General features: G+C 66.5%; 20 protein-coding genes and 1 riboswitch. Of the genes, 9 read left to right on the forward strand and 11 right to left on the reverse strand.

The genetic code is table 11. The features are described from left to right. Positions 1 to 47 precede the first annotated feature (47 nt). From BLR51_RS08610 to miaB, 9 genes are all read right to left on the reverse strand, one after another. The gene (locus BLR51_RS08610; RefSeq protein WP_089845901.1) at positions 48 to 950 is read right to left on the reverse strand and encodes an EamA family transporter; all 903 of its coding nucleotides are present in this window, start codon (positions 948 to 950) and stop codon (positions 48 to 50) included. Between the two features lie 106 nt (positions 951 to 1056). Then, positions 1057 to 2229 (reverse strand): methionine adenosyltransferase, encoded by a 1173-nt coding sequence (metK, locus tag BLR51_RS08615; RefSeq protein ID WP_089845902.1) that lies wholly within the window; start codon positions 2227 to 2229, stop codon positions 1057 to 1059. A gap of 3 nt (positions 2230 to 2232) precedes the next feature. Beyond that, a riboswitch (SAM-SAH riboswitch) is annotated at positions 2233 to 2281 on the reverse strand. Positions 2282 to 2324: 43 nt separating this feature from the next. After that, on the reverse strand, positions 2325 to 3830 hold the full coding sequence (gene lnt, locus BLR51_RS08620; protein WP_089845903.1) for an apolipoprotein N-acyltransferase: 1506 nt from the start codon (positions 3828 to 3830) through the stop codon (positions 2325 to 2327). Positions 3831 to 3846: 16 nt separating this feature from the next. Further along, entirely contained in the window at positions 3847 to 4812 is a 966-nt protein-coding gene (locus BLR51_RS08625) for a hemolysin family protein (RefSeq protein WP_089845904.1), read from the reverse strand. Between the two features lie 31 nt (positions 4813 to 4843). Then, positions 4844 to 5365: an rRNA maturation RNase YbeY gene (ybeY, locus tag BLR51_RS08630; protein WP_089845906.1), complete on the reverse strand. Its 522-nt coding sequence runs from the start codon at positions 5363 to 5365 to the stop codon at positions 4844 to 4846. A 68-nt stretch (positions 5366 to 5433) separates the two neighbouring features. After that, the gene (locus tag BLR51_RS08635; protein WP_089845908.1) at positions 5434 to 6414 is read right to left on the reverse strand and encodes a PhoH family protein; all 981 of its coding nucleotides are present in this window, start codon (positions 6412 to 6414) and stop codon (positions 5434 to 5436) included. A gap of 151 nt (positions 6415 to 6565) precedes the next feature. Continuing rightward, a complete protein-coding gene (locus tag BLR51_RS08640; RefSeq protein ID WP_089845910.1) occupies positions 6566 to 6883 on the reverse strand; it encodes a hypothetical protein in 318 nt (105 codons plus the stop codon). Positions 6884 to 6896: 13 nt separating this feature from the next. Continuing rightward, positions 6897 to 7508 carry an OmpA family protein gene (locus BLR51_RS08645; RefSeq protein ID WP_089845913.1) on the reverse strand — a complete coding sequence of 204 codons (612 nt, stop codon included), beginning with the start codon at positions 7506 to 7508 and terminating at the stop codon, positions 6897 to 6899. A gap of 241 nt (positions 7509 to 7749) precedes the next feature. Further along, positions 7750 to 9057 (reverse strand): tRNA (N6-isopentenyl adenosine(37)-C2)-methylthiotransferase MiaB, encoded by a 1308-nt coding sequence (gene miaB / locus BLR51_RS08650; RefSeq protein WP_089845915.1) that lies wholly within the window; start codon positions 9055 to 9057, stop codon positions 7750 to 7752. Between the two features lie 113 nt (positions 9058 to 9170). On the opposite strand from miaB, the gene BLR51_RS08655 reads away from it, so the two are divergent. Then, entirely contained in the window at positions 9171 to 10040 is an 870-nt protein-coding gene (locus BLR51_RS08655) for a hypothetical protein (protein WP_089845916.1), read from the forward strand. A 13-nt stretch (positions 10041 to 10053) separates the two neighbouring features. Here the strand turns inward: BLR51_RS08655 and BLR51_RS08660 are convergent, their stop codons facing one another. Both BLR51_RS08660 and irrA read right to left on the reverse strand, forming a co-directional pair. Then, positions 10054 to 10740, reverse strand: coding sequence for an FAD-binding oxidoreductase (locus BLR51_RS08660; protein WP_089845918.1), 687 nt, complete (start codon positions 10738 to 10740; stop codon positions 10054 to 10056). Between the two features lie 86 nt (positions 10741 to 10826). After that, positions 10827 to 11243 (reverse strand): iron response transcriptional regulator IrrA, encoded by a 417-nt coding sequence (gene irrA / locus BLR51_RS08665; RefSeq protein ID WP_089845920.1) that lies wholly within the window; start codon positions 11241 to 11243, stop codon positions 10827 to 10829. A gap of 181 nt (positions 11244 to 11424) precedes the next feature. Between irrA and fabA the strand changes: the two genes are divergently transcribed. From fabA to BLR51_RS08705, 8 genes are all read left to right on the forward strand, one after another. After that, on the forward strand, positions 11425 to 11934 hold the full coding sequence (fabA, locus tag BLR51_RS08670) for a bifunctional 3-hydroxydecanoyl-ACP dehydratase/trans-2-decenoyl-ACP isomerase (RefSeq protein WP_089845923.1): 510 nt from the start codon (positions 11425 to 11427) through the stop codon (positions 11932 to 11934). A 16-nt stretch (positions 11935 to 11950) separates the two neighbouring features. After that, positions 11951 to 13180 (forward strand): beta-ketoacyl-ACP synthase I, encoded by a 1230-nt coding sequence (fabB, locus tag BLR51_RS08675; RefSeq protein ID WP_089845925.1) that lies wholly within the window; start codon positions 11951 to 11953, stop codon positions 13178 to 13180. 14 nt (positions 13181 to 13194) lie between these two features. Next, the gene (locus BLR51_RS08680; RefSeq protein ID WP_089845927.1) at positions 13195 to 13986 is read left to right on the forward strand and encodes an enoyl-ACP reductase FabI; all 792 of its coding nucleotides are present in this window, start codon (positions 13195 to 13197) and stop codon (positions 13984 to 13986) included. A 657-nt stretch (positions 13987 to 14643) separates the two neighbouring features. Beyond that, a complete protein-coding gene (locus tag BLR51_RS08685; protein ID WP_089845928.1) occupies positions 14644 to 15267 on the forward strand; it encodes a hypothetical protein in 624 nt (207 codons plus the stop codon). Positions 15268 to 15299: 32 nt separating this feature from the next. Further along, positions 15300 to 17618 carry a UDP-forming cellulose synthase catalytic subunit gene (gene bcsA / locus BLR51_RS08690; RefSeq protein ID WP_089845930.1) on the forward strand — a complete coding sequence of 773 codons (2319 nt, stop codon included), beginning with the start codon at positions 15300 to 15302 and terminating at the stop codon, positions 17616 to 17618. Next, positions 17615 to 19843, forward strand: a complete 2229-nt coding sequence (locus BLR51_RS08695) for a cellulose biosynthesis cyclic di-GMP-binding regulatory protein BcsB (protein ID WP_089845932.1) — start codon at positions 17615 to 17617, stop codon at positions 19841 to 19843. Before bcsA ends, BLR51_RS08695 begins: the two co-directional genes overlap by 4 nt. After that, a complete protein-coding gene (locus tag BLR51_RS08700) occupies positions 19840 to 20913 on the forward strand; it encodes a family 8 glycosyl hydrolase (RefSeq protein WP_089845934.1) in 1074 nt (357 codons plus the stop codon). The genes BLR51_RS08695 and BLR51_RS08700 overlap by 4 nt, the downstream gene beginning before the upstream one ends. Next, positions 20910 to 22364, forward strand: a complete 1455-nt coding sequence (locus BLR51_RS08705) for a hypothetical protein (RefSeq protein WP_165616774.1) — start codon at positions 20910 to 20912, stop codon at positions 22362 to 22364. The genes BLR51_RS08700 and BLR51_RS08705 overlap by 4 nt, the downstream gene beginning before the upstream one ends. Positions 22365 to 22366: the final 2 nt, after the last annotated feature.

The following is a 22366-nucleotide window of genomic DNA, read 5'->3' on the forward strand; positions in this document are numbered from 1 at the left end:
GCGGGAAACTGGCAGGGCGCGGGGCCGGGCGCAACCCGGAAGCGGCGCTACAGCACCAGCACGAGGATCAGCACCGACAGCGACAGCACCCCGATCCCCACCAGTTCACGCCGCGTGATCCGTTCGCGGAAGAACAGCACCGAGGCCATGAGCGAGAACACCAGCTCCACCTGCCCCAGCGCCTGCACATAGGCGGCGGTCTGCAGCGTGAAGGCGGTGAACCACGACAGGCTCCCCGCCATGGAGGCAAGCCCCAGCCAGATGGCGCGGCGCCGCGCGGCCCAGACGGCGGTGATCTGCCCCGGCTCCACCAGCCGCAGCCACAGCGCCATGGCAAGGCTCTGCGACAGGGTCACGCAGACCAGCGTGACCCCCGCCCGCAGGAACGGCGCATCCGACGCGATCTGCAGCGAGGCGCCGCGATAGCCCACCCCGGAAAAGGCAAAGAAAAACCCCGAGGCCAGACCCAGCGCCACCGACCGCGTCGCCATGCGGCGCAGCCAGTTGCCCGACAGGCCCGGCGTTTCCGACAGCAGCAGCACCCCCACCAGCCCGACAAGGATCGCGCCCCAGCCTGCGGCGGACAGGTTTTCGCCAAGGATCGCCAGCCCGACCAGCGCGGTCTGGATGACTTCGGTCTTCTTGAAGGTGATGCCCACGGCAAAATTGCGCTGCTGGAACAGCATCACCACGAAGATGGTGGCAAGGATCTGCCCCAGCGCGCCCATCATCGCATAGGCCCAGAAGGCAGGCGTCAGATGCGGCCAGTCCTGCCCGGTCCAGACCAGATAGCCCCCCACCACCAGCAGCGCCCCCGGGGAGGCATAGGCGAAGCGGGCAAAGGTCGATCCGGTGCTGCTGAGCGCACCCGTGCTGAGCACCTTGTGCAGCATGAAGCGCAAGGTCTGGAAAAACGCGGCAGAGAGCGTGACGGCGATCCACAGGTCCATCGCCGTGGCATGGCATGTGGCTGCGGGATTGACCAGATGCGCCAGATAAGGAAAGGGCCGGAGGTGTCCCCCCGGCCCCTGTCCCTGCGATGGCGATAGCGGTGGCTCAGACCTCGCGGGCCAGAGCCTCGGCCAGATCGGTGCGTTCCCAGCTGAACCCGCCATCCGCCTCCGGCGCGCGGCCGAAATGGCCATAGGCGGCGGTGCGTTCGTAGATCGGCTTGTTCAGATCCAGATGCGTGCGGATGCCGCGCGGCGTCAGGTCCATGATGCGCGGAATGGCACGTTCGATGGCGGCGGCGTCCACCTCGCCGGTGCCGTGGGTGTCCACATAGATCGACAGCGGCTTGGCCACGCCGATGGCATAGGACAGCTGCACGGTGCAGCGGTCGGCCATGCCCGCCGCGACCACGTTCTTGGCCAGATAGCGCGCGGCATAGGCGGCGGAGCGGTCGACCTTGCTGGGATCCTTGCCCGAGAAGGCGCCGCCGCCATGCGGTGCGGCCCCGCCATAGGTGTCGACGATGATCTTGCGCCCGGTCAGGCCCGCGTCGCCATCCGGCCCGCCGATGACAAACGTCCCGGTGGGGTTCACCCACCATTCGGTTGCATCGGTGATCCAGCCCTCCGGCAGCACCTCGCGGATATAGGGCTCCACGATGCGGCGGATGTCGTCCGAGGTCTGGCGTTCGTCGGTATGCTGGGTGGACAGCACCAGCGTGGTGATCCCCACCGGCCTGCCGCCTTCGTAGCGGACCGAGAACTGCGATTTGGCATCCGGACCCAGCAGCGGCTCCGCCCCCGATTTGCGCGCCTCCGCCAGCCGCTTCAGCACGGCATGGGAATAAAGGATCGGCGCGGGCATCAGCTCGGGCGTTTCGTTGGTGGCATAGCCGAACATGATGCCCTGATCGCCTGCGCCGTCACGGTCGCCGCTGACGCCTTGGGCGATATGCGCGGACTGTTCGTGCAGCAGGTTGGTGATCTCGCAGGTGGCGTGGTGGAATTTCTCCTGCTCGTAGCCGATATCCTTGATGCAGGCGCGGGCGATGTCGGGAATGCGCGCCATGACCCCGGCCAGCTTGTCCTGATCGGCAAGGCCGATCTCGCCGCCGATCACCACGCGGTTGGTGGTGGCGAAGGTTTCGCAGGCGACGCGGGCCAGCGGCTCCTCGGCCAGCAGGGCGTCCAGAACCGCATCGGAAATGCGGTCACAGACCTTGTCAGGGTGACCCTCGGAAACGGATTCCGAAGTGAAGATATAGTTCTGTCTGGACATGAGTGCTCCGTTGGATACCGACCGTCACGCCAGGAAGCCGTTGTGACGGGGATGTGAAGGCCCCTCGCTAGAGGTTTGCGGCAAGCGCGTCAATCTCAAACGCGCCGCCCCCAGACCGCCAGCGCCGCCCCCAGCAGCAGCAGCAGGGCGAGGGCAGGCAGATCGCCGGTCCGGCTGTAGGGGGTCACGCGCAGCGGCGGCGGCAAGAGCGCGTCCAGATGCCCGGCCTCGCCCAAGGGCAGCGACACCAGCACCCGCCCCGCCCCGTCGATCACCGCCGACACGCCGGTATTGGCGGCGCGCAGCAGCGGCAGGCCCTGTTCGATGGCGCGGATCCGCGCCTGCGCCAGATGCTGATAGGGGCCCGAGGCTTCGCCGAACCACGCGTCATTGGTGATCTGCAGCAGCAGGTCGGGCCGTTCGGCGTAGCCGTTCACATCCTGCGGAAACACCGCCTCGTAACAGATGAGCGGCAGAGCCCGGCCCAGACCGGCGCCCAGATCCACCAGCTGCGGCCCCGGCCCGGCGCTGTAGCCCCCTTCGGCCCGCGCGGCGAGGCCGCTGAAATTCAGCCGCCGGAACAGCGGTTTGAGCGGCATGTATTCGCCAAAGGGCACAAGATGGTGCTTGTCATAGACCTGCAGCACCTCCGCCCCCTGCCCCACCAGCGCCAGCGAATTGTAGAAGGCCTCGTCCTCCAGCCGCTGGATGCCCAGCACGACACGGGCGGGAAAGGCCGCATCGGAAATGACGGCGAGCGCCTCTTCGGCATTGTGCAGCAGCGTGGGCACGGCGGTTTCCGGCCAGACGATCAGATCGGGCCGCGGCAGGCTGCCATGCGAGGGCGCGGCGGTAAACTCTACCTGCCGTTCGAAGAAGAACTGCATCCACGCCCGGTCCCATTTCTGGGTCTGCGGCGCATTGGGCTGGATCAGGCGCACCACCGGCTGGCCCTCCAGCGCCTGCAGCGGCGGGATCATCGCCTGCCCGCCCGCCAGCGCCGCGACCAGCCCGCCGGCGGTCAGCGCGGCCTTCAGGGTGGCGCCACGCCAGCGGCGCAATGCCGCGCCCCGCACAGCGCCCGCCGCCAGCGCCGCCAGCGCCAGCGTGGCCAGCGTCAGCCCGTGCGGGCCCAGCACCGCCACCCATTGAATCGCGGGGGTCTTTTCCCAGACATACCCCACCAGCCCCCAGGGAAAGCCGGTCAGCACATAGGCCCGCGCCAGTTCCGCCGCAGCCCAAGCCACAACCAGCCCCAAAAGCGGCGCGCGCCGCGCATGGGCCCCGACCCAGAAAGCCAGCGTCCAGAACAGCGCCAGCCCCGCCGCCATGAGGATCAGCGCAAAGGGCGCCATCCACGCGGTGACGGCGGCATCCACCTGAAACGGCTCGGTGATCCAGTTGAGTGCAAGGCCGAAATAGCCAAAGCCCACGCCCCAGCCCAAAAGCGCCGCGCGCCGGGGGCCGGGCTGCGCTGCGTAAAGCGCCATGGCCCCGGCCAGCCCGGCCAGAGCCAGCAGCCACAAGTCCCATGGCGCCTGTCCCAGCGCCATGAGAAGCCCCGCCGCGATGGCCAGCGGCAGACGCGCCCAGTCCGGCATCCGCCGCGCCGGACTGTCAGCCACGGGTGTCCCCGGCCCCGCTCTGCGCCGTTTCCGCCGCCGAAGGCGCGGGCAGCAGCGCAGGCGTGGCCGGCAGATCCGCCGCGTCAGAGGCGGGCGGGCGCACCCGCAGCCGCTTGATCCGGCGCGGATCGGCATCCACCACCTCGAAATCGATGCCCGCCGGATGGGGAATGACCTCGCCGCGCGCGGGGACGTGCCCGGCCAGCATGAAGACCAGCCCCCCCAGCGTGTCGATCTCTTCTTCGTCGATTTCGTCCGGATCGGTCAGGGCAAGACCGGTCTCCGCCTCGAATTCTTCGAGCGGGGTCTTGGCCAGCGCCAGCCAGCTGCCGGATTTTTCACGGAAGAAATTGCGACCCTCGGCGGTGTCGTGTTCATCCTCGATCTCGCCGATGACCTGTTCGATCAGATCCTCGATGGTCACGAGCCCGTCGACCCCGCCATATTCGTCGATCACCAGCGCCATGTGCCGACGTTCTGTCTGCATCTTCTGCAGCAGCACGCCGATCGGCATGGAGGGCGGCACGAAGAGCAGCGGGCGCACCATCTTTTTCATGTCGAAGCTCTGCCCGGAGCCGTTGAAGCCGTGGCGCAGGGCAAAATCCTTGAGGTGAACCATGCCCACGGGCATGTCGAGCGTGCCGGAATAGACCGGCAGCCGGGTCATGCCGCTGTCGCGGAAGACCTTGACCAGTTCATCGCGGGTTGCGGTATCGGGCACGGCGATGATGTCCGCCTTGGGAATCGCCACATCCTCCACCCGCATGCGGCGGAGGTTGATGAGCCCGTGCGCGGGTCGCCACGCGCTGGTGCCAGAGGGCTGTTCCACGGCGTCGTCCGTATCGGCGCCACCGTTCAAACCCCCGAAAATCCGACGGAAAAATCCTGCCGGACGCTCTTGTTGCTCTGTCTGCTGCGCGCTTTGCGCTGCGTTAGACGAGCCGTCACTATCGCCCATGAGTCCTTCTGTTCCTGTGTGGTTGCGGGGCCTAACCGCCCCCGTCGCTGACATATGGGTCCGCGATGCCCAAATTGCCAAGTATTTCTGTTTCCAGACCTTCCATCAGCGTGGCATCCGCGTCACGTTCGTGATCATAGCCCAGAAGATGCAAGGTTCCATGAACGACCAGATGCGTGACATGGTCGCTCAGGCGTTTTTCCGCCGCCTCCGCCTCGCGCGCGCAGGTCTCATAGGCGATGGCAAGATCGCCAAGTTCGGTGGCGAAGGGTCCGTCCTCCGCCTCGGGCAGATCCGGCGCGGCCCCGTCCTCTTCTGCGCCGCGCTCTTCCGAGGGCCAGGACAGCACGTTGGTGGGCACCGGCTTGCCGCGGAATTCGGCGTTGAGCTCGGCGATGCGGGCATCGTCGCAGGCCAGCACCGCGATCTCGAACCCGTCGGGATCAAGCCCGAGATGGGTCAGCGTGGCGCGGGCGGCGGTTTCCGCCAGCGGGGCGATCCCCGCCTGCTGCCAGCGGTCGTCCTCGATCAGGGTGTCGGTCAGATCTGGCATGAAACAAGCCGGGGGCGCTGCCCCCGGACCCCCGGGATATTTGTGGTCAGAAGAAGCCGGGCGCGAGGTCAGACCCCGCGCTCCGCGTCTTTTTCGTAAGCTTCGATGATCCGGGCCACAAGGGGGTGGCGCACCACATCGGCAGAGGTGAAGTAGCTGAAGCTGATGCGCGGGATGCTGGTCAGCAGCCGTTCGGCATCGGCCAGCCCCGAGGCCACGCCGCGCGGCAGGTCGACCTGCGTGCGGTCGCCGGTGATGACCATGCGCGAACCTTCGCCAAGACGGGTCAGGAACATCTTCATCTGCATGGAGGTGGCGTTCTGCGCCTCGTCGAGCACGACGAAGGCATTGGCCAGCGTACGCCCCCGCATGAAGGCCAGCGGCGCGATCTCGATCACCTTTTCCTCCATCATCCGGGCCAGCTGCTTGCCCGGCAGGAAGTCGTTCAGCGCGTCGTAAAGCGGCTGCATGTAGGGATCGACCTTGTCCTTCATGTCGCCGGGCAGGTAGCCCAGCTTTTCGCCCGCTTCCACGGCGGGGCGGCTGAGGATGATCTTGTCGACCTGCCCGGTGATGAACATGTTCACCCCTGCGGCCACGGCGAGATAGGTCTTGCCGGTGCCCGCCGGGCCGATGCCGAAGCACAGTTCGTTCTGAAAGAGTTCGCGCACATAGGCCTTCTGCGCGTCGGTCCGCGGTTCGACCAGTTTCTTGCGGGTCTTGATCTCGACCTTGCCGCCCGCGAACATTTCCAGCTGGTCGCCGGTGTCGATCTCTTCGGCGCCAAGGCGGAATTCACGGTCGATGTCGGCGCGCCCCACCGGGCGCCCCTGTTCCAGCCGCTGATAGAGGGCAGACAGCACCGCCTGCGCGGCATCCTGCGCCTCGGCCGGGCCGTGCAGGGCAAGCTGGTTGCCGCGGCGCAGGATCTGCACGCCGGTGCGGGCTTCGATATCGGTCAGGTTGCGGTCGAATTCGCCGCACAGATCTATGAGGAGGCGGTTGTCCGGAAATTCCAGAATGGCTTCGGTCAGGGTGCCTGTGGTCACGCATGTCTCCTGCGCTTGGGACTGGCACAATGGTGCCAAGCCCCGGGGGGCGGGGTCAAGCCCACATCGGGAGGACCGGCGGGCGCGATAGACAAAAAGGCCGCGCGGAGCGGATCCACGCGGCCTGTGCAGAGGTTTGGGCGGGGGCAGGTCAGAGCGGGTCGCCGATGACCGAGGTGGAGCCACCCTTGAAATCCCCGGTGGCCACCGTGGGCGGGGCCACGCCGGAACAGACCGGTTTGCCGTATTTGTCGAGCCGGCGGGCCAGATAGCCTTCGACGCCGTCATCGGCGATCCAGTTGTCGCAGCCATCGGGATCGACCCAGACACCCCATTTGATCTGGCTCAGATCCTTGCGGTCCACCGAGTTGCGGTCCACGCTCTTGTCGGCGCCGATGGGCACATCGGTGGCGCAGGCGGAGAGCAGGGCAGCGGCGGCGAGCCCGAGGCTCAGTTTCACGAGTTTCATGTCCCGCACCTCCTCAGCGCACACACAGGATTTCGACGCGGCGGTTCTGCGCCATGCCCTCATTGGTGCGATTGGTCGCCACCGGGTAGACCTCGCCATAGCCGCGCACGTCGATCACGCGCGATCCGATATTGTTCGCGACGGCGGCCACCGAATTGGCGCGGTTGTAGCTGAGCCGTTCGTTATAGGCGTGGCTGGCGCGGGCATCGGTATGGCCCACGATGATGTAGCCGAAGGCATTGGCCTGCCGGAAGAACTGTTCCAGACGGGCGCGGGCCTGCGGATAGATCTTGTAGCTGTCGGTGGCAAAATACTGATCGGTGTTCAGCGTGCCGCAGACATTGATGTCGCGGCAGACCGGGCGGCCATCCCGGGTCACGCGGGACACGGCATAGCCTTCGACGCCGTCATCCATCACCCAGATTTCGCAGCCATCGGGCGAGATGGAAATGCCGGGGATATAACGTTCCCCGATGATGGTGCGGGTGTTCTGCGTCGAGATGACCGGATCGGCCATGCCGCTGCTGTCTGCCGATGCGGGTGCCGTCGCCCCGGTGGCAGCCAGAGCGGCCAGTGCCACGGCGCAACAGGCGCCGCGGAAGGCTTTGGTAATGCGTTTTGCCACAGCCTCTGTCCCTATGTAAAAAGTTACGTCCCCCAAGCCGCGCGTGGCCCGGATTCGAGAGCGCGCGCAAACTCACTATATTCAAAAGAGTAGCAGTAAAATTGCGGCTGTGAAGAAAAAACCACCAGATATTGTGGCTCCCTGCGCAACAGCCCCGCAATGCTCTTCGCTCTGTTTCCGGAACGGGGGCAAAGCCCCACGATTTCAGAGGATCTGTGACAAAAACGCGGCAGGCCCTGCCTCAGACCAGCGCCGCTTTCAGCGAATTGGGACCACTTTCCAGCACGCGCACGCGGCGCAGATCGCCGGGCGCCAGACCTTCGGCGGTCACATGCACGGCGTGCAGGTAGTCGGATTTGCCCACCATCTGCCCCGGCATCCGCCCCGGCTTTTCGAAGAGCACGCTGACCTCGCGGCCCACCATGGCGTCCTGCAGGGCGCGCTGCTGGCGGGTCAGCAGGGCCTGCAGCCGCTGCAGACGTTCGTCCTTTTCGGCCTCGGCCACCTGCGGGCGTTCCGCCGCAGGCGTGCCGGGACGCGGCGAATATTTGAAGGAATAGGCCGAGCCGTATCCCACCGCTTCCACCAGATCGAGCGTGGCCTGAAAATCCGCCTCGGTCTCTTCGGGGAAGCCCACGATGAAATCGCCCGACAGATGCAGGTCGGGGCGGACGGCGCGCAGCCGCCCGATCAGTGTCAGATACTGCTCTGCGGTGTGCTGGCGGTTCATGCGCTTCAGGATGCGGTCGGATCCGGCCTGCACCGGCAGATGCAGATAGGGCATCAGCTTGGCGCAGTCGCCATGCGCGGCGATCAGATCCTCGTCCATGTCATTGGGATGCGAGGTGGTGAAGCGGATGCGTTCCAGCCCGTCCACCCGCGCCAGATCGCGGATCAGCCCGGCCAGACCCCGGTCATGCCCGTCATAGGCATTGACGTTCTGGCCCAGCAGGGTGATTTCGCGCACGCCGCGTTCGATCAGATCGCGGGCTTCGGTCATCACGCGATCGGCGGGGCGCGACACCTCTGCGCCACGGGTATAGGGCACCACGCAGAAGGCGCAGAACTTGTCGCAGCCCTCCTGCACGGTCAGAAAGGCGGTGGGGCCGCGTTTCGCCTTGGGCCGCGCCTTGAGATGGACGAACTTGTCCTCTTCGGGGAAATCGGTGTCGAGCGCCCGGCGCCCCTGCCCCGCCTGCGCCTCAAGCTCGGGCAGGCGGTGATAGCTCTGCGGGCCCACCACCAGATCCACCAGCGGCTGGCGGCGCATGATCTCGGCGCCTTCGGCCTGTGCCACGCAGCCCGCCACGCCGATCTTCAGATCCGGCTTGGCATCTTTCAGATCCCGGTAGCGGCCCAGTTCCGAATAGACTTTTTCCGCCGCCTTTTCCCGGATGTGGCAGGTGTTGAGCAGGATCATGTCGGCGTCTTCCGCCGAGGAGGTCTCCACATAACCCTGTCCACCCAGCGCCTCGGCCATGCGTTCGCTGTCATAGACATTCATCTGACAGCCATAGGTCTTGATATAAAGCTTCTTCGGCTGGGTCATCGGAGGCCTCCGGTCGCGGCGGTTCAAGCGCTGCGGATACCGCATTCCGCCCCCTGCTTGCAATGCACCAGATTTTTGCACAGGGTCGGCAGGGGTCGGGTGACGGGGTTGTGATGCGGTATAGCGGGCTGGAGGCGTTCCTGCGGCGGGACCGGGGCCGACTGCGCGGCGGCCCCGTGGCGCTGATCTTCTGCGAGGATCAGGCCGAGATCGACACCACCCTGCGCCATCACCTGCAGCTGGGATTCCGTCCGGTGCTGGCCTTCATGGCGCCGCATCTGGCACTGGCGCCGGATCTGACGGCGCAGGTGCTGCGCATCGACTGGGATCCGGCGGCGGACCGCGCCGTGCCGCATGCCGTCGACCGCCTGAGCGAGGCGGCGCCGGGGCTGTGGATGTTCTACTGCTACAATGCGGAATTCCTGTTCTATCCGTTCAGCGAAACCCGCTCCGTGCCGGAGATGCTGGCCTTTCACACCGAAGAACGCCGCGCGGCCATGCTGACCTATGTGGTCGATCTTTACGCGGGCGATCTGGACCGCTGCCCGGACGCGGTGTCGCTGGACGACGCGTGGATGGACCGGACCGGGTATTACGCGCTGGCGCGGCCCGATCCCGCCCGCCACAACCACCCCAAAGAGCGGCAGCTGGATTTCTTCGGCGGGCTGCGCTGGCGCTACGAGGAGCATGTGCCGCCCGAGCGGCGCAAGATCGACCGGATCGCGCTGTTCCGGTCCGCACGCGGGCTGCGCCTGCGCAGCGACCACACCTTCAGCGACGAGGAATACAACACCTATGCCTGTCCGTGGCATCACAACCTGACGGCGGCGCTGATGTCCTTCCGCACCGCCAAGGCGCTGAAGCGCAATCCCGGATCCAGCGAGAGCATCCGCAGCTTCCGATGGCATGGCTCCGTCCGGTTTGACTGGCAGTCGCGCCAGCTGCTGGATCTGGGGCTGATCGAGCCCGGACAGTGGTTCTGAGCCGGGCGGCGGTTCAGTCAAAATCCTCGGTCACGATGCGGTCGGCGGGCACGCCGCGTTCCCGCAGCAGATCCGACATGTCCTCCAGCATGGCATCGGGGCCGCAGACGTAACAGGTGTCGCGGTCGGGCTGCAGGTAATCCTTGAGCAGCGCCGAGTCGATGCGCGGATGATAAAGCGCGCTGTCCTTGTCCTGAGTCACGATGAACCGGGTGCGCAGGCCGGGCATGTCCTCGAAAAAGGCCTTGAGGAAGATGTCCTGCTCGGTCTCGTTGGAAAAGATCAGCGTGTTGCCCTCCAGCGTTCCGGCCCGGGCGAGCTTGTCGCGCAGCACGGCGATGAAGGGCGTGACCCCTGCCCCGCCGGCGAGGAACAGGCCGTCACCCTCGTCCTTGATGGCGCCCCACGGATCCTCGACCAGCACGGCATCGCCGGGCTGCATCCGCGCGATGCGGGCGGTCATGCCTTCATGGCCCTCCGCATCCTCCGGATAGGTCTTGATGACAAACTCCGCAGCCTCCTCGGAGGGCAGCGAGGTGAAGGTGAAGGGATGCCGGGTCTCGCGCCAGCCGTCACGGTCCAGCGCCATGTCCACCGCCTGACCGGGGGTGAAGGCCAGCCCCTCGGGGCGGTCAAAGACAAGATGAAAAACGGAATGGTTGAGCGGCGTGATGCGCTGCAGGGTCAATCTGCGGGTCATGAAGTCTCCTTGCTGTAGGGCGCAAACGCGCCGCACTCCGGCAAGGTTCCTCTTCTTCCGCGGCCGCGGCCGCTCCGGGGCCGCGCCTATTTGCGGCGCAGCCGGATCACCACATCGACAGAGGCGATTTCCGCCCCTTCGGGCAGATCGGGCAGCTTGGCGATCACAAGCTGGTCCGACGGCGCATCGGTCAGATGCCCGTCCTCTTCCCAGTAGAAATGCGGATGGTCATGGGTGTTGGTGTCGAAATAGCTGCGGCTGCCATCCACCGTGACCTCCTGCATCAGCCCCGCATCGCAGAAGGCGCGCAGCGTGTTGTAGACCGTGGCAAGCGACACGCTTTCGCCCCGCTCCTGCACGGAAGCGAACAGGCTTTCCGCCGTCACATGGCGGTTACGGCCATCGCCGACAAGCAGGGCGGCAAGCGCCACACGCTGCCGCGTCGGGCGCAATCCTGCCTGGTTCAGCCAGTCGCTGCCTCTTTGAATGGCGTCAGAAGTCATCGCCTCATCCGGTCACGTCGCTGCATCAGATCCATATAAGGTCTGAGCCTGTGGAATTTCAAACGGAAATGCGCAAAAGCTGGTGCACCCCCCGCGCCGATGCGCAGGCTTGCATGGCGCGGCGGCGCGGTGCTAGAGGGGGTCGAAACTTGAAACCCTAGGACTAAGAGGGCCTGCCTGCATGGCCGACTATCCCACCAGCTTCGGCAAGGAAGACCTGCTGAAATGCGCGCGCGGCGAACTTTTCGGCGCGGGCAACGCTCAGCTTCCTGCGCCGCCCATGCTCATGATGGACCGCATCACCGACATCTCTGGCGATGGCGGGCTTCATGGCAAGGGGCATGTGGTGGCGGAATTCGACATCACGCCGGACCTGTGGTTTTTCGAGTGCCATTTTCCCGGCAACCCGATCATGCCCGGCTGTCTGGGGCTGGACGGGCTGTGGCAGCTGACCGGATTCAATCTGGGCTGGCGCGGCTGGCAGGGGCGCGGCTATGCTCTGGGTGTGGGCGAGGTCAAGCTGACCGGCATGGTCCGCCCTGACCGCAAGCTGCTGACCTACAAGATCGATTTCACCAAGGCGATCCAGACCCGGCGGCTGACCATGGGGGTTGCCGACGGCATCGTCGAGGCGGATGGGGAAGTGATCTACCAGGTCAAGGACATGAAGGTCGCTCTGTCCGAGAGCTGATCCAGGGAGGATCAACATGCGTCGCGTCGTCATCACCGGACTGGGCATCGTCTCGTCCATCGGAAATTCCGCCACCGAAGTGCTCGCCTCGCTGAAGGCAGGCAAATCCGGCATCACCGCCAACGAGCAGATGAAGGAGCATGGCTTCCGCAGCCAGATCGCGGGGGCTCCCGCCATCGACGTGGCGGACCATGTGGACAAGCGCGTGCTGCGCTTCATGGGCCCCGGTGCGGCCTATGCGCATATCGCCATGACGCAGGCCATCGCGGATGCGGGGCTGGAAGAATCCGACATCGTCAATCCGCGCACCGGTCTGGTGGCAGGATCGGGCGGGCCCTCCACCTCGGCGCTGCTGACCGCGCATCAGACCGTGCTGAAGACCGGCGGCACCAAGCGCGTCGGCCCCTTCGCCGTGCCGAAGGCGATGTGTTCGACCATCTCCGCCAACCTGTCGACCGCCTTCCGCATCAAGGGCATCAACTATTCCATCACCTCCGCCTGCTCGACCTCGCTGCATTGCATCGGCAACGCGGCAGAGCAGATCATGATGGGCAAGCAGGACGTGATGTTCGCGGGCGGAGCAGAAGAACTGGACTGGACCCTGTCCTGCCTGTTCGATGCCATGGGCGCCATGTCCTCCAAATATAACGACACCCCCGAAAAGGCGAGCCGGGCCTTTGATGCCGGGCGCGACGGCTTCGTGATCTCCGGCGGCGGCGGCATCGTCGTGCTGGAAGAGCTGGAGCATGCCCGCGCGCGGGGCGCCAAGATCTATGCCGAAGTGACGGGCTACGCCGCCACCTCGGATGGTCATGACATGGTGGCCCCGTCCGGCGAGGGCGGCGAGCGGGCCATGCGGCTGGCGCTGTCCACCCTGCCCGAGGGCCGCAGCGTCGGCTACATCAACGCGCATGGCACCTCGACCCCGGTCGGCGATGTCGGCGAGATCGAGGCGGTGCGCCGCGTCTTTGGCGAGGGCAGCACGCCCCCCGTCAGCTCCACCAAGTCGATGACCGGCCACAGCCAAGGCGCCACCGGCGCGCAGGAGGCGATCTATTGCCTGCTGATGCTGCAGGACGATTTTATCGCGCCCTCGATCAATGTGGAAACGCTCGACCCCGCGCTGAAGCCTGCAGAGATTGCGACCACCCGCGTGGACAATGCCGGGCTTGATACGGTGATGACCAATTCCTTCGGATTCGGCGGCACGAATGGCTCGATGCTGCTGAGCAGATTTAACGGCTGAGGCAGGTTTAACGAATGAGCGAGCTTCTGAAGGGCAAGCGCGGGCTTGTCATGGGCGTGGCGAATGAGCGCTCCATCGCATGGGGCATCGCCAAGGCGCTGCATGGCGCGGGGGCAGAGCTGGCCTTCACCTATCAGGGCGAGGCTTTTGGCAAGCGGCTGGAGCCGCTCGCCGCTTCGGTCGGGTCGGATTTTATGGTCGATGTCGACGTGACCGACGACGCCTCGCTGGATGCGGCCTTTGCCGCGCTGGCGGACCGCTGGCCCAGCATCGACTTTCTGGTGCATGCCATAGCCTTTTCCGACAAGTCGGAACTGACGGGGCGGATCCTCAACACCAGCCGCGACAACTTCAAGCATTCGCTCGATATTTCCTGCTATTCCTTCATCGATGTCGCGCGCCGCGCGCATCCGCTGATGGTGGAAAACGGCGGCACGCTGCTGACCCTGACCTATGAGGGCAGCCAGCGCGTCGTGCCCAATTACAATGTGATGGGCGTGGCCAAGGCGGCGCTGGAATCGGCCACCCGCTATCTGGCCAATGACCTTGGCCCCGAAGGCATCCGGGTCAATGCCATCTCTCCCGGTCCAATGAAGACGCTGGCGGGGGCGGCCATCGGCGGCGCGCGCAAGACCTACAAGTTCACCGACCAGAACGCGCCGCTGCGGTCCAACGCGACGCTGGAGGCGGTGGGCGGCACGGCGGTCTATCTGGTGTCCGATGCGGGCGCCTGCACCACCGGTGAAATCATCCATGTGGATGGCGGTTTTCACGTGCTGGGAATGCCGCAATACGAATACCTCTGACCCGCTCCGGAGTGCGGCAGCAGCGGGCGACTTAACGTCGCCCGCAAGTCATGCGGTATTGTTTGCATTATCTGCCCAAGCGGCATTATGATTTCTGATATAGTCTGAATGCTCCTGCGGTTCTGCAGGTAACGAGTTTTATTTTTTCCCGAAGCACGCCCGGTAAGCGGTCTTCGCCATTTTTGGTGAGTAATCAGGTGACGAACCGCAAAAACACGTCTCCGCCCAAGCGTCCGCGTCCCGACCGACCGGATTCGGACCCCAAGGGCAGACCTTCCCGCCGCCATGCACCCGGCTGGTGGATCGCGCCTTTCGCGCTGATTGGGCTCTTGCTGTGGTGGGGTCTCTGGAAGCTGGTCCAGTACCTCTTTTTCTGATCCGCCCGCGCCCTGCCGCCGCGCCGTGGGACAGGCTTCGTTCCGGTCATTCCGCAACCGTCAAGAAATCACCACATTAAGACCGCAAACTATGTGCTTCTGAATCCACAACTCTGCGAGAAGAGTGCGGCGCTGCTTACAAACACGGCCAAGATGTGAGTAGGTGATGCTAAGGGGTCTTATTCCAGTAGAGCATGGCGAGGGGCGTGGTTTGCGGAAATCTGCGAAGCAATCAACTGGACGTGCACGTCCTGCGCGCAAGGGTCTTCCCCGCGCGCTGATGACCTGTCTGGTTCTGCTGGCAGGTGCGGCCTGTTCCACCTTTCCCAAGACATGGAGCGAGTTTGACGACACGCTCGACCGCGCCCCCTATGTGCAGCAGGATCTGTCGCAGGCCTGGGTCGGCTATCCGGGGGCGCAGCTTGTGCTGGAACGCCGCTACCGCAATGTCAGCGAACAGCGCATCCTGCTGCCCAACACCACCACCCTGCCCGGCGACAACTTTGTCTTCATGATAACGCAGGGCAACAACCTGACCTCGCTGGGCCAGTTCCAGCCGCTGACCATCTGGCGCCGCAATGGCGAGCCGCCCCTGCCCTTCACCAGCTTCCGCGATCTGACCATCACCACCGAAGAAGACGTGCTCGGCACCCTGCACTGGGCGCGCTGGACCAATGGCACGGATCTGACCTGCGTGCTGGCCTTCCGCAGGCTGGATGCCTCCTCCCGCGTGGTGCCCCCCGGCACCGGAGGGCTGGACGTGATGATGCGCAACTGTCTGCGCGGCAGCGTCGAAGAGGCGCTGCGACCGCTGGCCATGGCCAGCGCGGGCTTTGCCGGGGAACGTGGCGCATTGGATGGACGGCCTCAGATGCTGTCCCCGCTTGCGGCGCCCATCCCGTGAGCCGGACCGCGCGCAAAGCCCGGCCGGGGGCCATGCTGCTGATGCTGGTCTGGCTGGCCCTGCTGGTGCCGGTGCTGTTTCTGGCGGCGACCCCCGTCGCAACCGTGGTGCAGGCGCTGCTGGCTCTGACCGTGCTGGCGATCCTGTTCGCCCTGAAGCCGTTTGTGCAGAAAAGCCTGCGCGTGCGCTTTTTCGTGCTGGCAGCGGCCAGCACGCTGGTGCTGCGCTACTGGTTCTGGCGTCTGACCGAAACCCTGCCCTCGCCCGAGGATCCGGTCTCCTTCATCGCCGCACTGGTGCTGTTCGGGGCGGAATCCTTTACCGTGGTGCTGTTCTTCCTGACGGCCCTCATCACCGCCGATCCGACCACGCCGCCGCTGCCCAAGCGCATGCGCCGCAGCGAGGCGCCCACCGTCGACGTGCTGGTGCCAAGCTATAACGAGCCACCCGAACTGCTGGCGGTGACGCTCGCGGCGGCCATGCAGATGGTCTATCCCGAGGGCCGCAAGACCGTGGTGCTGTGCGACGATGGCGGCACCGACCAGAAATGCGCCTCTCCCGATCCCAAGGCCGCCAAGGAAGCGCAGGAGCGGCGCGCGCAGCTGCAGGCCATGTGCGAACAGATGGGCGTGGTCTACACCACCCGCGCGCGCAACGAACACGCCAAGGCGGGCAATCTCAACTCCGCGCTGCAAAAGCTGCGCGGCGAGCTGGTGCTGATCCTTGACGCCGACCACGTGCCGAGCCGGGAGTTTCTGGCCCGCACCGCCGGGTATTTTGTCGAAAACCCCAAGCTGTTTCTGGTCCAGACCCCACATTTCTTCACCAACCGCGATCCGATCGAGCGCAATATCGGCCTGCCCGAGACCTGCCCCTCGGAAAACGAGATGTTCTATACCGAGATCCATCGCGGGCTGGACCGGCTGGGCGGCGCGTTCTTCTGCGGCTCCGCCGCGCTGATCCGGCGCAAGGCGCTGGACGATGTGGGCGGCATCTCGGGCCGGACCATCACCGAAGACGCCGAAACCGCGCTCGACATCCATTCGCGCGGCTGGGAAAGCCTGTATCTCGACCACGCAATGATCGCGGGGCTGCAGCCGGAAACCTTCGCCTCCTTCATCACGCAGCGCGGCCGCTGGGCCACCGGCATGATGCAGATGCTGATCCTGAAGAACCCGCTGTTCCGTCCCGGCCTGACCATGCTGCAGCGCGTGTGCTACCTGAACTCCATGAGCTACTGGCTGTTTCCGCTGGTGCGCATGATCTTCCTGCTCAGCCCGCTCTTCTACCTGTTCTTCGGCCTCGAGGTCTTTGTGGTGACCTATGACGAGGTGCTGGCCTATATCCTGCCGCATCTTCTGGTGGGCTTCCTGATCCAGAACGCGCTGTTTTCAAAGGTGCGCTGGCCGCTGATCTCTGAAGTCTACGAGATCGCCCAGACCCCCTATCTGCTGAAGGCGGTGTTCAACACCGTGCTGCGCCCCAACGCCGCCACCTTCAAGGTGACGGCCAAGGACGAGACGCTGGACAAGGATTTCATCTCGCCGGTGTTCCAGCCGCTGCTGATGCTGAACCTGCTGCTGTTCGCGGGGCTGGTGGCGGCGGCGATGCGCTGGTCGCTGTTTCCCGGCGACCGCACCGTGGTGCTGATCGTGGGCGGCTGGAACCTTTACAACTTCCTGCTGGCGGCGCTGTCGCTGCGGTCGGTCTTTGAACGGCAGCGGCGGCTGCAGAAACCCCGCACGGTGATCCGCGCCCCTGCGCGGGTCTGGCTCGCCGGTCAGCCCGAAGAGACGGCGGCCCCGGCCCTCGTGCGGTCGATCTCGGGCAAGGGGCTGCGGCTGGAACTGCAGCTCGGCCCCGACACCGATCCGGCCCTGCTGGAGATCAAGCCCGATGCAGAGATCATGGTGCATCTGGAGATCCCCAAGGCGCGCGCGCTGGAGCAGACGCTGCAGGGCAAGGTCACCCAGTCCGACCGCGGGCGGATGGGCGCGGAACGCCATGGGCTGGCCGTCACGTTTGACGAAAGCCAGATGATCGCGGCCAGCGCCATGACCGCATGGCTGGTCTATGGCGACAGCAAGAAATGGCACGCCGCGCGCAAGGCCGTGCCGCAGCGGCGCGGGCTGGTGCCCGGCATCCTGTTCGTGCTGCGCAAGGCCATCGTGTCCCTGCCGGTGACGGTGATCGGGCTGCTGCGGGCGCCGTCTTCGGCGCGGGCGGCCAAGACCGATGACCGCCGCAGTTCGGTCGAACAGCAGGCCATCGACCAGTTTCTGGCCGATGATCCGCGCGACGATGACGGCAGCGGCTATTTCGACAGCGACGAAGCGGAGGTGCGGGCATGATCCATCGAACCCTCCGGCATCTGGGCGCGCTGGCGCTGCTGCTGGCGGCGCTGCCCGGTCAGGCGCAGCAGATCCGGCTCGACCCGCTGCCCGATGCGGGCCCCGCCGAGGTGGAAGAGGCGCGCCCCGTTGTGCCGCAGCAGCCCGCGGGCCCCCGCCTGCATGTGCAGGGCGCCAGCCCCGAGTCGCGCCCCGCCACCACCGCCGACGTGCTGCTGCCGCTGCGTGCGCTGGAGCCGCAGCCGGGGCGGGTCACCAGCTACCGCATGGAAGGCGACGCGCCGCAGGCGGGCTTCGTGCTGTTCCTGCCGCAGGATTTTGACGGAGAGACGCTGCAGATCGCGACGCAAAGCTCCATCAACGTGCTGCCCGACCGCTCGCAGATCCGGGTTTTTGTCAATGGCAGGGCCATCGGCACCGCCACGCTGGAAAATTTCGACAGCGTACGCGCCGTGTCGCTGCCGGTGCCGCCGGGTCTGCTGAAGGCCGGGCGCAATCTGGTCCGGATCGAGGCGCGGCAGACGCATCGCGTATTCTGCGGCGCCGACGCGTCGTTCAGCCTGTGGACCGACATCGTGCTGGACCAGAGCGGCGTGCGTCTGGGATCGCAGAGCTTTGACACCAATCCGCTGGGCTTTCTGGCCGCCGTGGCCGCACAGGCCGCCCGGGGTCAGGCGCTGCGCGTGCATGGCACCGGAGCCGCCGACCGCGCCACCACCATCGCCCCGGTGATCGCGCAGGTGGAAGGCGCCTTTGGCGGCACCCCGCCCCGCATCAGCTTCGAGGATTACTATTCGGTCGGCACCACCCCGCCCGCGCTGGCGCGGGTGGCCGAACTGCCGCTCGGCACCAGCCCGCCCGGCGGCTATGAATTCCGCCGCGGCAGCGATGGCGCCATCGTGATGGCGGTGGATCCCACCGCCTATGAGCGGCTCGCCGAGGTGCTGGCAGAGGCGGTGCCGCAGAATGGCACGGAACAGGGCCTGCCCGATCTGCCGCTGGGACGCTACGTCACCTTCGGCGAGCTTGGCTTTGACGGGCTGCAGGGCCATGGCCGCTACATCCGCGAAGGCGCGGAATTCCGGCTGCCCTGGGACTGGCTGCTCTTGGCCTCGCAGCGGGCAGACTTGGCGCTGAACTACCGCTTCGACACCGGCCTTCCCGAAGGCGCGCTGCTGCTGGTCAAGGTGAACGGCACCACGGTGCAGCTGCTGCCGCTGGACGATCCCGAAACCGCGGGCCAGACCCTGCCGCCGCTGCCGATCCGCTTCCGCGCCTCGCTGCTGCAGCCCGGCGTCAACCGCGTGGATTTCGAGGCGCTGGTGCCCGGCGATCCGCCCGATCGGGCCTGCGAACCCCGCGCCAATCCGGTGTTCGAGGTGCTGGACAGCACGCAGATCTTTGTGCCCGACTCGCCGCTGATGTCGCGGCCCGGCCTTGGGCGTACGCTGGCGCATCTGCGTCAGGAAGGCCTGTCGATCAGTGAAAATGCCAAGCAGACGCTGCCTGCGGGGCTGCTGCTGCAGCTGGCGGCGGTGTTCCGCGGCCATCAGGGCACCGAACGCGCGCCCTCCGGGCTGGACCCGCAGCTGACGCTGGCGACCCCCGCCGATCTGGGCCTGATCGAAGGACCGCTTGCCGACCGCTACAGCGCCGATCTCCTGCACGCGCTGACCCGGGTTTCCGCCCCCGCCGTGGCCACGGCCCCCGTCGCCGCGTGGGACCGGGTGAACGAAGGCAACTGGCTGTCGGCGCTGCTGCGGCTTGACCGCATCGCGGCGCTGCCCGACCGCCTGCGCGAGGGCGTCACCTCGATGTGGCGTGGCGACGAACCCGACCTGCCGGAATGGCTGGCCGACCGCAGCGCACAGGCGCTGCTGTTCCAGCCCGACATGTCCCGCCCCGACCGCGTCTGGCTGGTGGTGGGCCCCCGCGCCATGCCCGAAACCATCGTGGAAAGCCTTGCCGCCACCCATCGCCGGGTCGACGGGCCCAAGGGGCAGGTGTCGGTGCTGACCGGCGAAGGGATCTGGGACAGCTGGGTTTCTCCGGACCAGCCGCTGCAGCTGCACGAGCCTCTGACGCTGGCCAATGCCCGCGCCGTGGCCGGAAACTATGCCACCACACGGCCGCAGGACTATGTGCTGGTCTTCATCACCATCACCCTGTGTTCAGCCTTTGTGGCCATGCTGATCGCAATCCTCATGCGACGGAGACGACCATGATACGGCGCAACCTGCTGGCCGGTCTTTGCGGACTGGCCGGAGCTTCGGTGTTTGGCGCTGGCGCCCTGCGCGCCCAGACGGCGGATGACATCAGCAATCTTGGCGACGTCTGGCGCGCATGGAAGGCGGCGCATCTGGCCTCCACCGGGCGGGTGATCGACCGGCTCCAGCAGAATTCCAGCCATTCCGAAGGTCAGGGCTATGGGCTGCTGCTGGCGGCGGTCATGGGCGATGCCCGCAGCTTCGAGCAGATGGAAACATGGACCCGCGTCAATCTGGCGATCCGCGCCGACACGCTGATGGCGTGGCGCTGGCTGCCCGACACGCCGGAGCGGGTGCCCGATCTCAACAATGCCAGCGACGGCGACCTGTTCCGGGCTTGGGCGCTGATGAAGGCCGCCGATGCCTTTGGCGTGGCGGAATACCGCGACCGTGCCGCCGCCATCGTGGCCGATCTGGTGACCACCTGCATCGTCCCCCGGCCCGACCGCATCGGCATGATGCTGATGCTGCCCGCCGCGCAGGGTTTCCAGACCGATGAGGGCTTCATCTACAACCCGTCCTACGCGATGCCGCTGGCGATGATGGAGCTTGCCAATGCCTTTGACGCGCCCGAACTGGCCTCCGCCGCCGATGGCGCGGTGCAGCTCATGCGCGATCTGGCCTCGGGCGGCGTGGTGCCCGACTGGGTGCTGCTGACCCCCTCCGGCCCCCGCGCCGCCGAGGGGTTTTCCTTTGACGCAGGCTATGAGGCCGTGCGCGCGCCGCTTTATCTGGTCTGGTCCGACATGGCCTCGCATCCGGCGGTGGCACGCTATGCGCAGGCGCAGGCCAATCTGCCGCCCGGGCTCGTCGCCACCGTGATCTCCCGTCAGAGTGGCGGCGTGCTCGCCACGGATGGTGCGGCGGGCTACAATGCCGTTGCAGCCTTGACCGCCTGCGCGGCCTCTGACCAGATCGGGTCGCGCATTCCGCCTTTTGCGCCGACTGACCCCTACTATCCCGCCACGCTGCATCTGTTCGCCCTTCTGGCACAGATGCACGCCGAACCGAGATGTCTGCCGCTATGACCCTGCTCCGCCTGTTCCGCCCCGCCCTTCTTGTGCTTGCGCTGCTGCCCGCCGGGGCCATGGCGCAGGATCCCGATGAACGCGACCTTCAGGCGCTGCGTTTCTACATCAACGAGAACAACGAACAGGCGATCCGGTCGGAACTGCGCCGCCTTCAGGTGCAGTTTCCGGAATGGTCCCCGCCGGACGATCTGTCCAACCTCAACCGCGACGTGCCCCCCGGGCTGGTCGACGGCATCTACCAGCTGATCGCCCGCGAGGATTTTGCCGGGGCCCGCGACCGGATCGAGGATGCGACACGCACCTATCCCAACTGGACGCCCTCCGCCGATCTGCTGCAGACCCTGTCCCTGGCCGAGGCGCAGCGCGAATTCACCGCCGCGGTCGATGCAGGCAATTCTCAGGCGGCGATCCGCATCGCCCGCGCCACCCCCGCGCTGCTGGTCTGCGAACGGGTGAACAACGCATGGCTGCTGGCCGAACAGTATCAGGCGGTGGGCCAGACCGACACCGCGCGCGGCATCTATCGCGGCGTGGCTGACAGCTGCACCACGCCGGACGTGCTGGTGGCGACGCTGGAAAAATCCGCCTCCGTGTCCAATGCCGCGCAGCTGCAGGAGATGGCCGCGCTGATGCGCAACACCGCCCCCGGCGTCGCCGCACAGATCAACGCCGTGGAAACCCGGCTGCTGGCCGGGCTTGGCGCCGCCCCCGCGCCCGGTGCCGCGCCCGCCGAGGCTCCCGCTGCCGCAGGCGTTCCCGTCACCGATGCCACCCGGCCCGAAGCGCGGCCCGCCACGCTGGGCCAGCCGCGCCCCGCCCCGGCACAGGCCCCGGCGTCGCGCACCATGGCAGCCCCTGCGCCCGCAGGCGCTGCACGCGCGGCACCTTCCGGCGGGGGGGCAGGCTATAACGCGGTGCTGGCCGCCGCGCAGGCCGGGGACTGGCGCCGCTGCCTGTCGCTGGCCACCGGGGCGAAACAGCCCGAGATCGTGTCGCAGCGCGGCTGGTGCAACTTCAACATCGACCGCCCCATGCAGGCGCTGAAGGATTTCCGCGCCGCCGCCAGTTCCACCCGCGATGGTAACCTGCAGCGCGATTCCCTGTACGGCATGGCGCTGACCATGCTGCGCATGAACATGGTGGATCAGGCCGCCTCGGTTGCGGCGCAGACCCATTTCACCCCCGAACAGCGGCTGGAGATCGAGACAGAGATCCTCGACAAGCGCGGTGTCGCCGCCTATGAGCGCGGCGATTACCGCCGCGCCATCGCCTATTTCGACGAGGTGGAACGGCTGACCGGGCGGATGCGCCGCGATCTGGCCATGCTCAAGGGCTATGCCTATCTGAATTCCGGTCAGCGCGACCGGGCCCGCGCCCTGTTCCAGATGCTGCATGACCAGATGGCGACCGCGGAATCCCGCCGGGCGCTGGCGGCGGCGATCCAGTAACG

The sequence above is a fragment of the Salipiger marinus genome, from assembly GCF_900100085.1.
In the GTDB taxonomy this organism is placed as follows: domain Bacteria; phylum Pseudomonadota; class Alphaproteobacteria; order Rhodobacterales; family Rhodobacteraceae; genus Salipiger; species Salipiger marinus.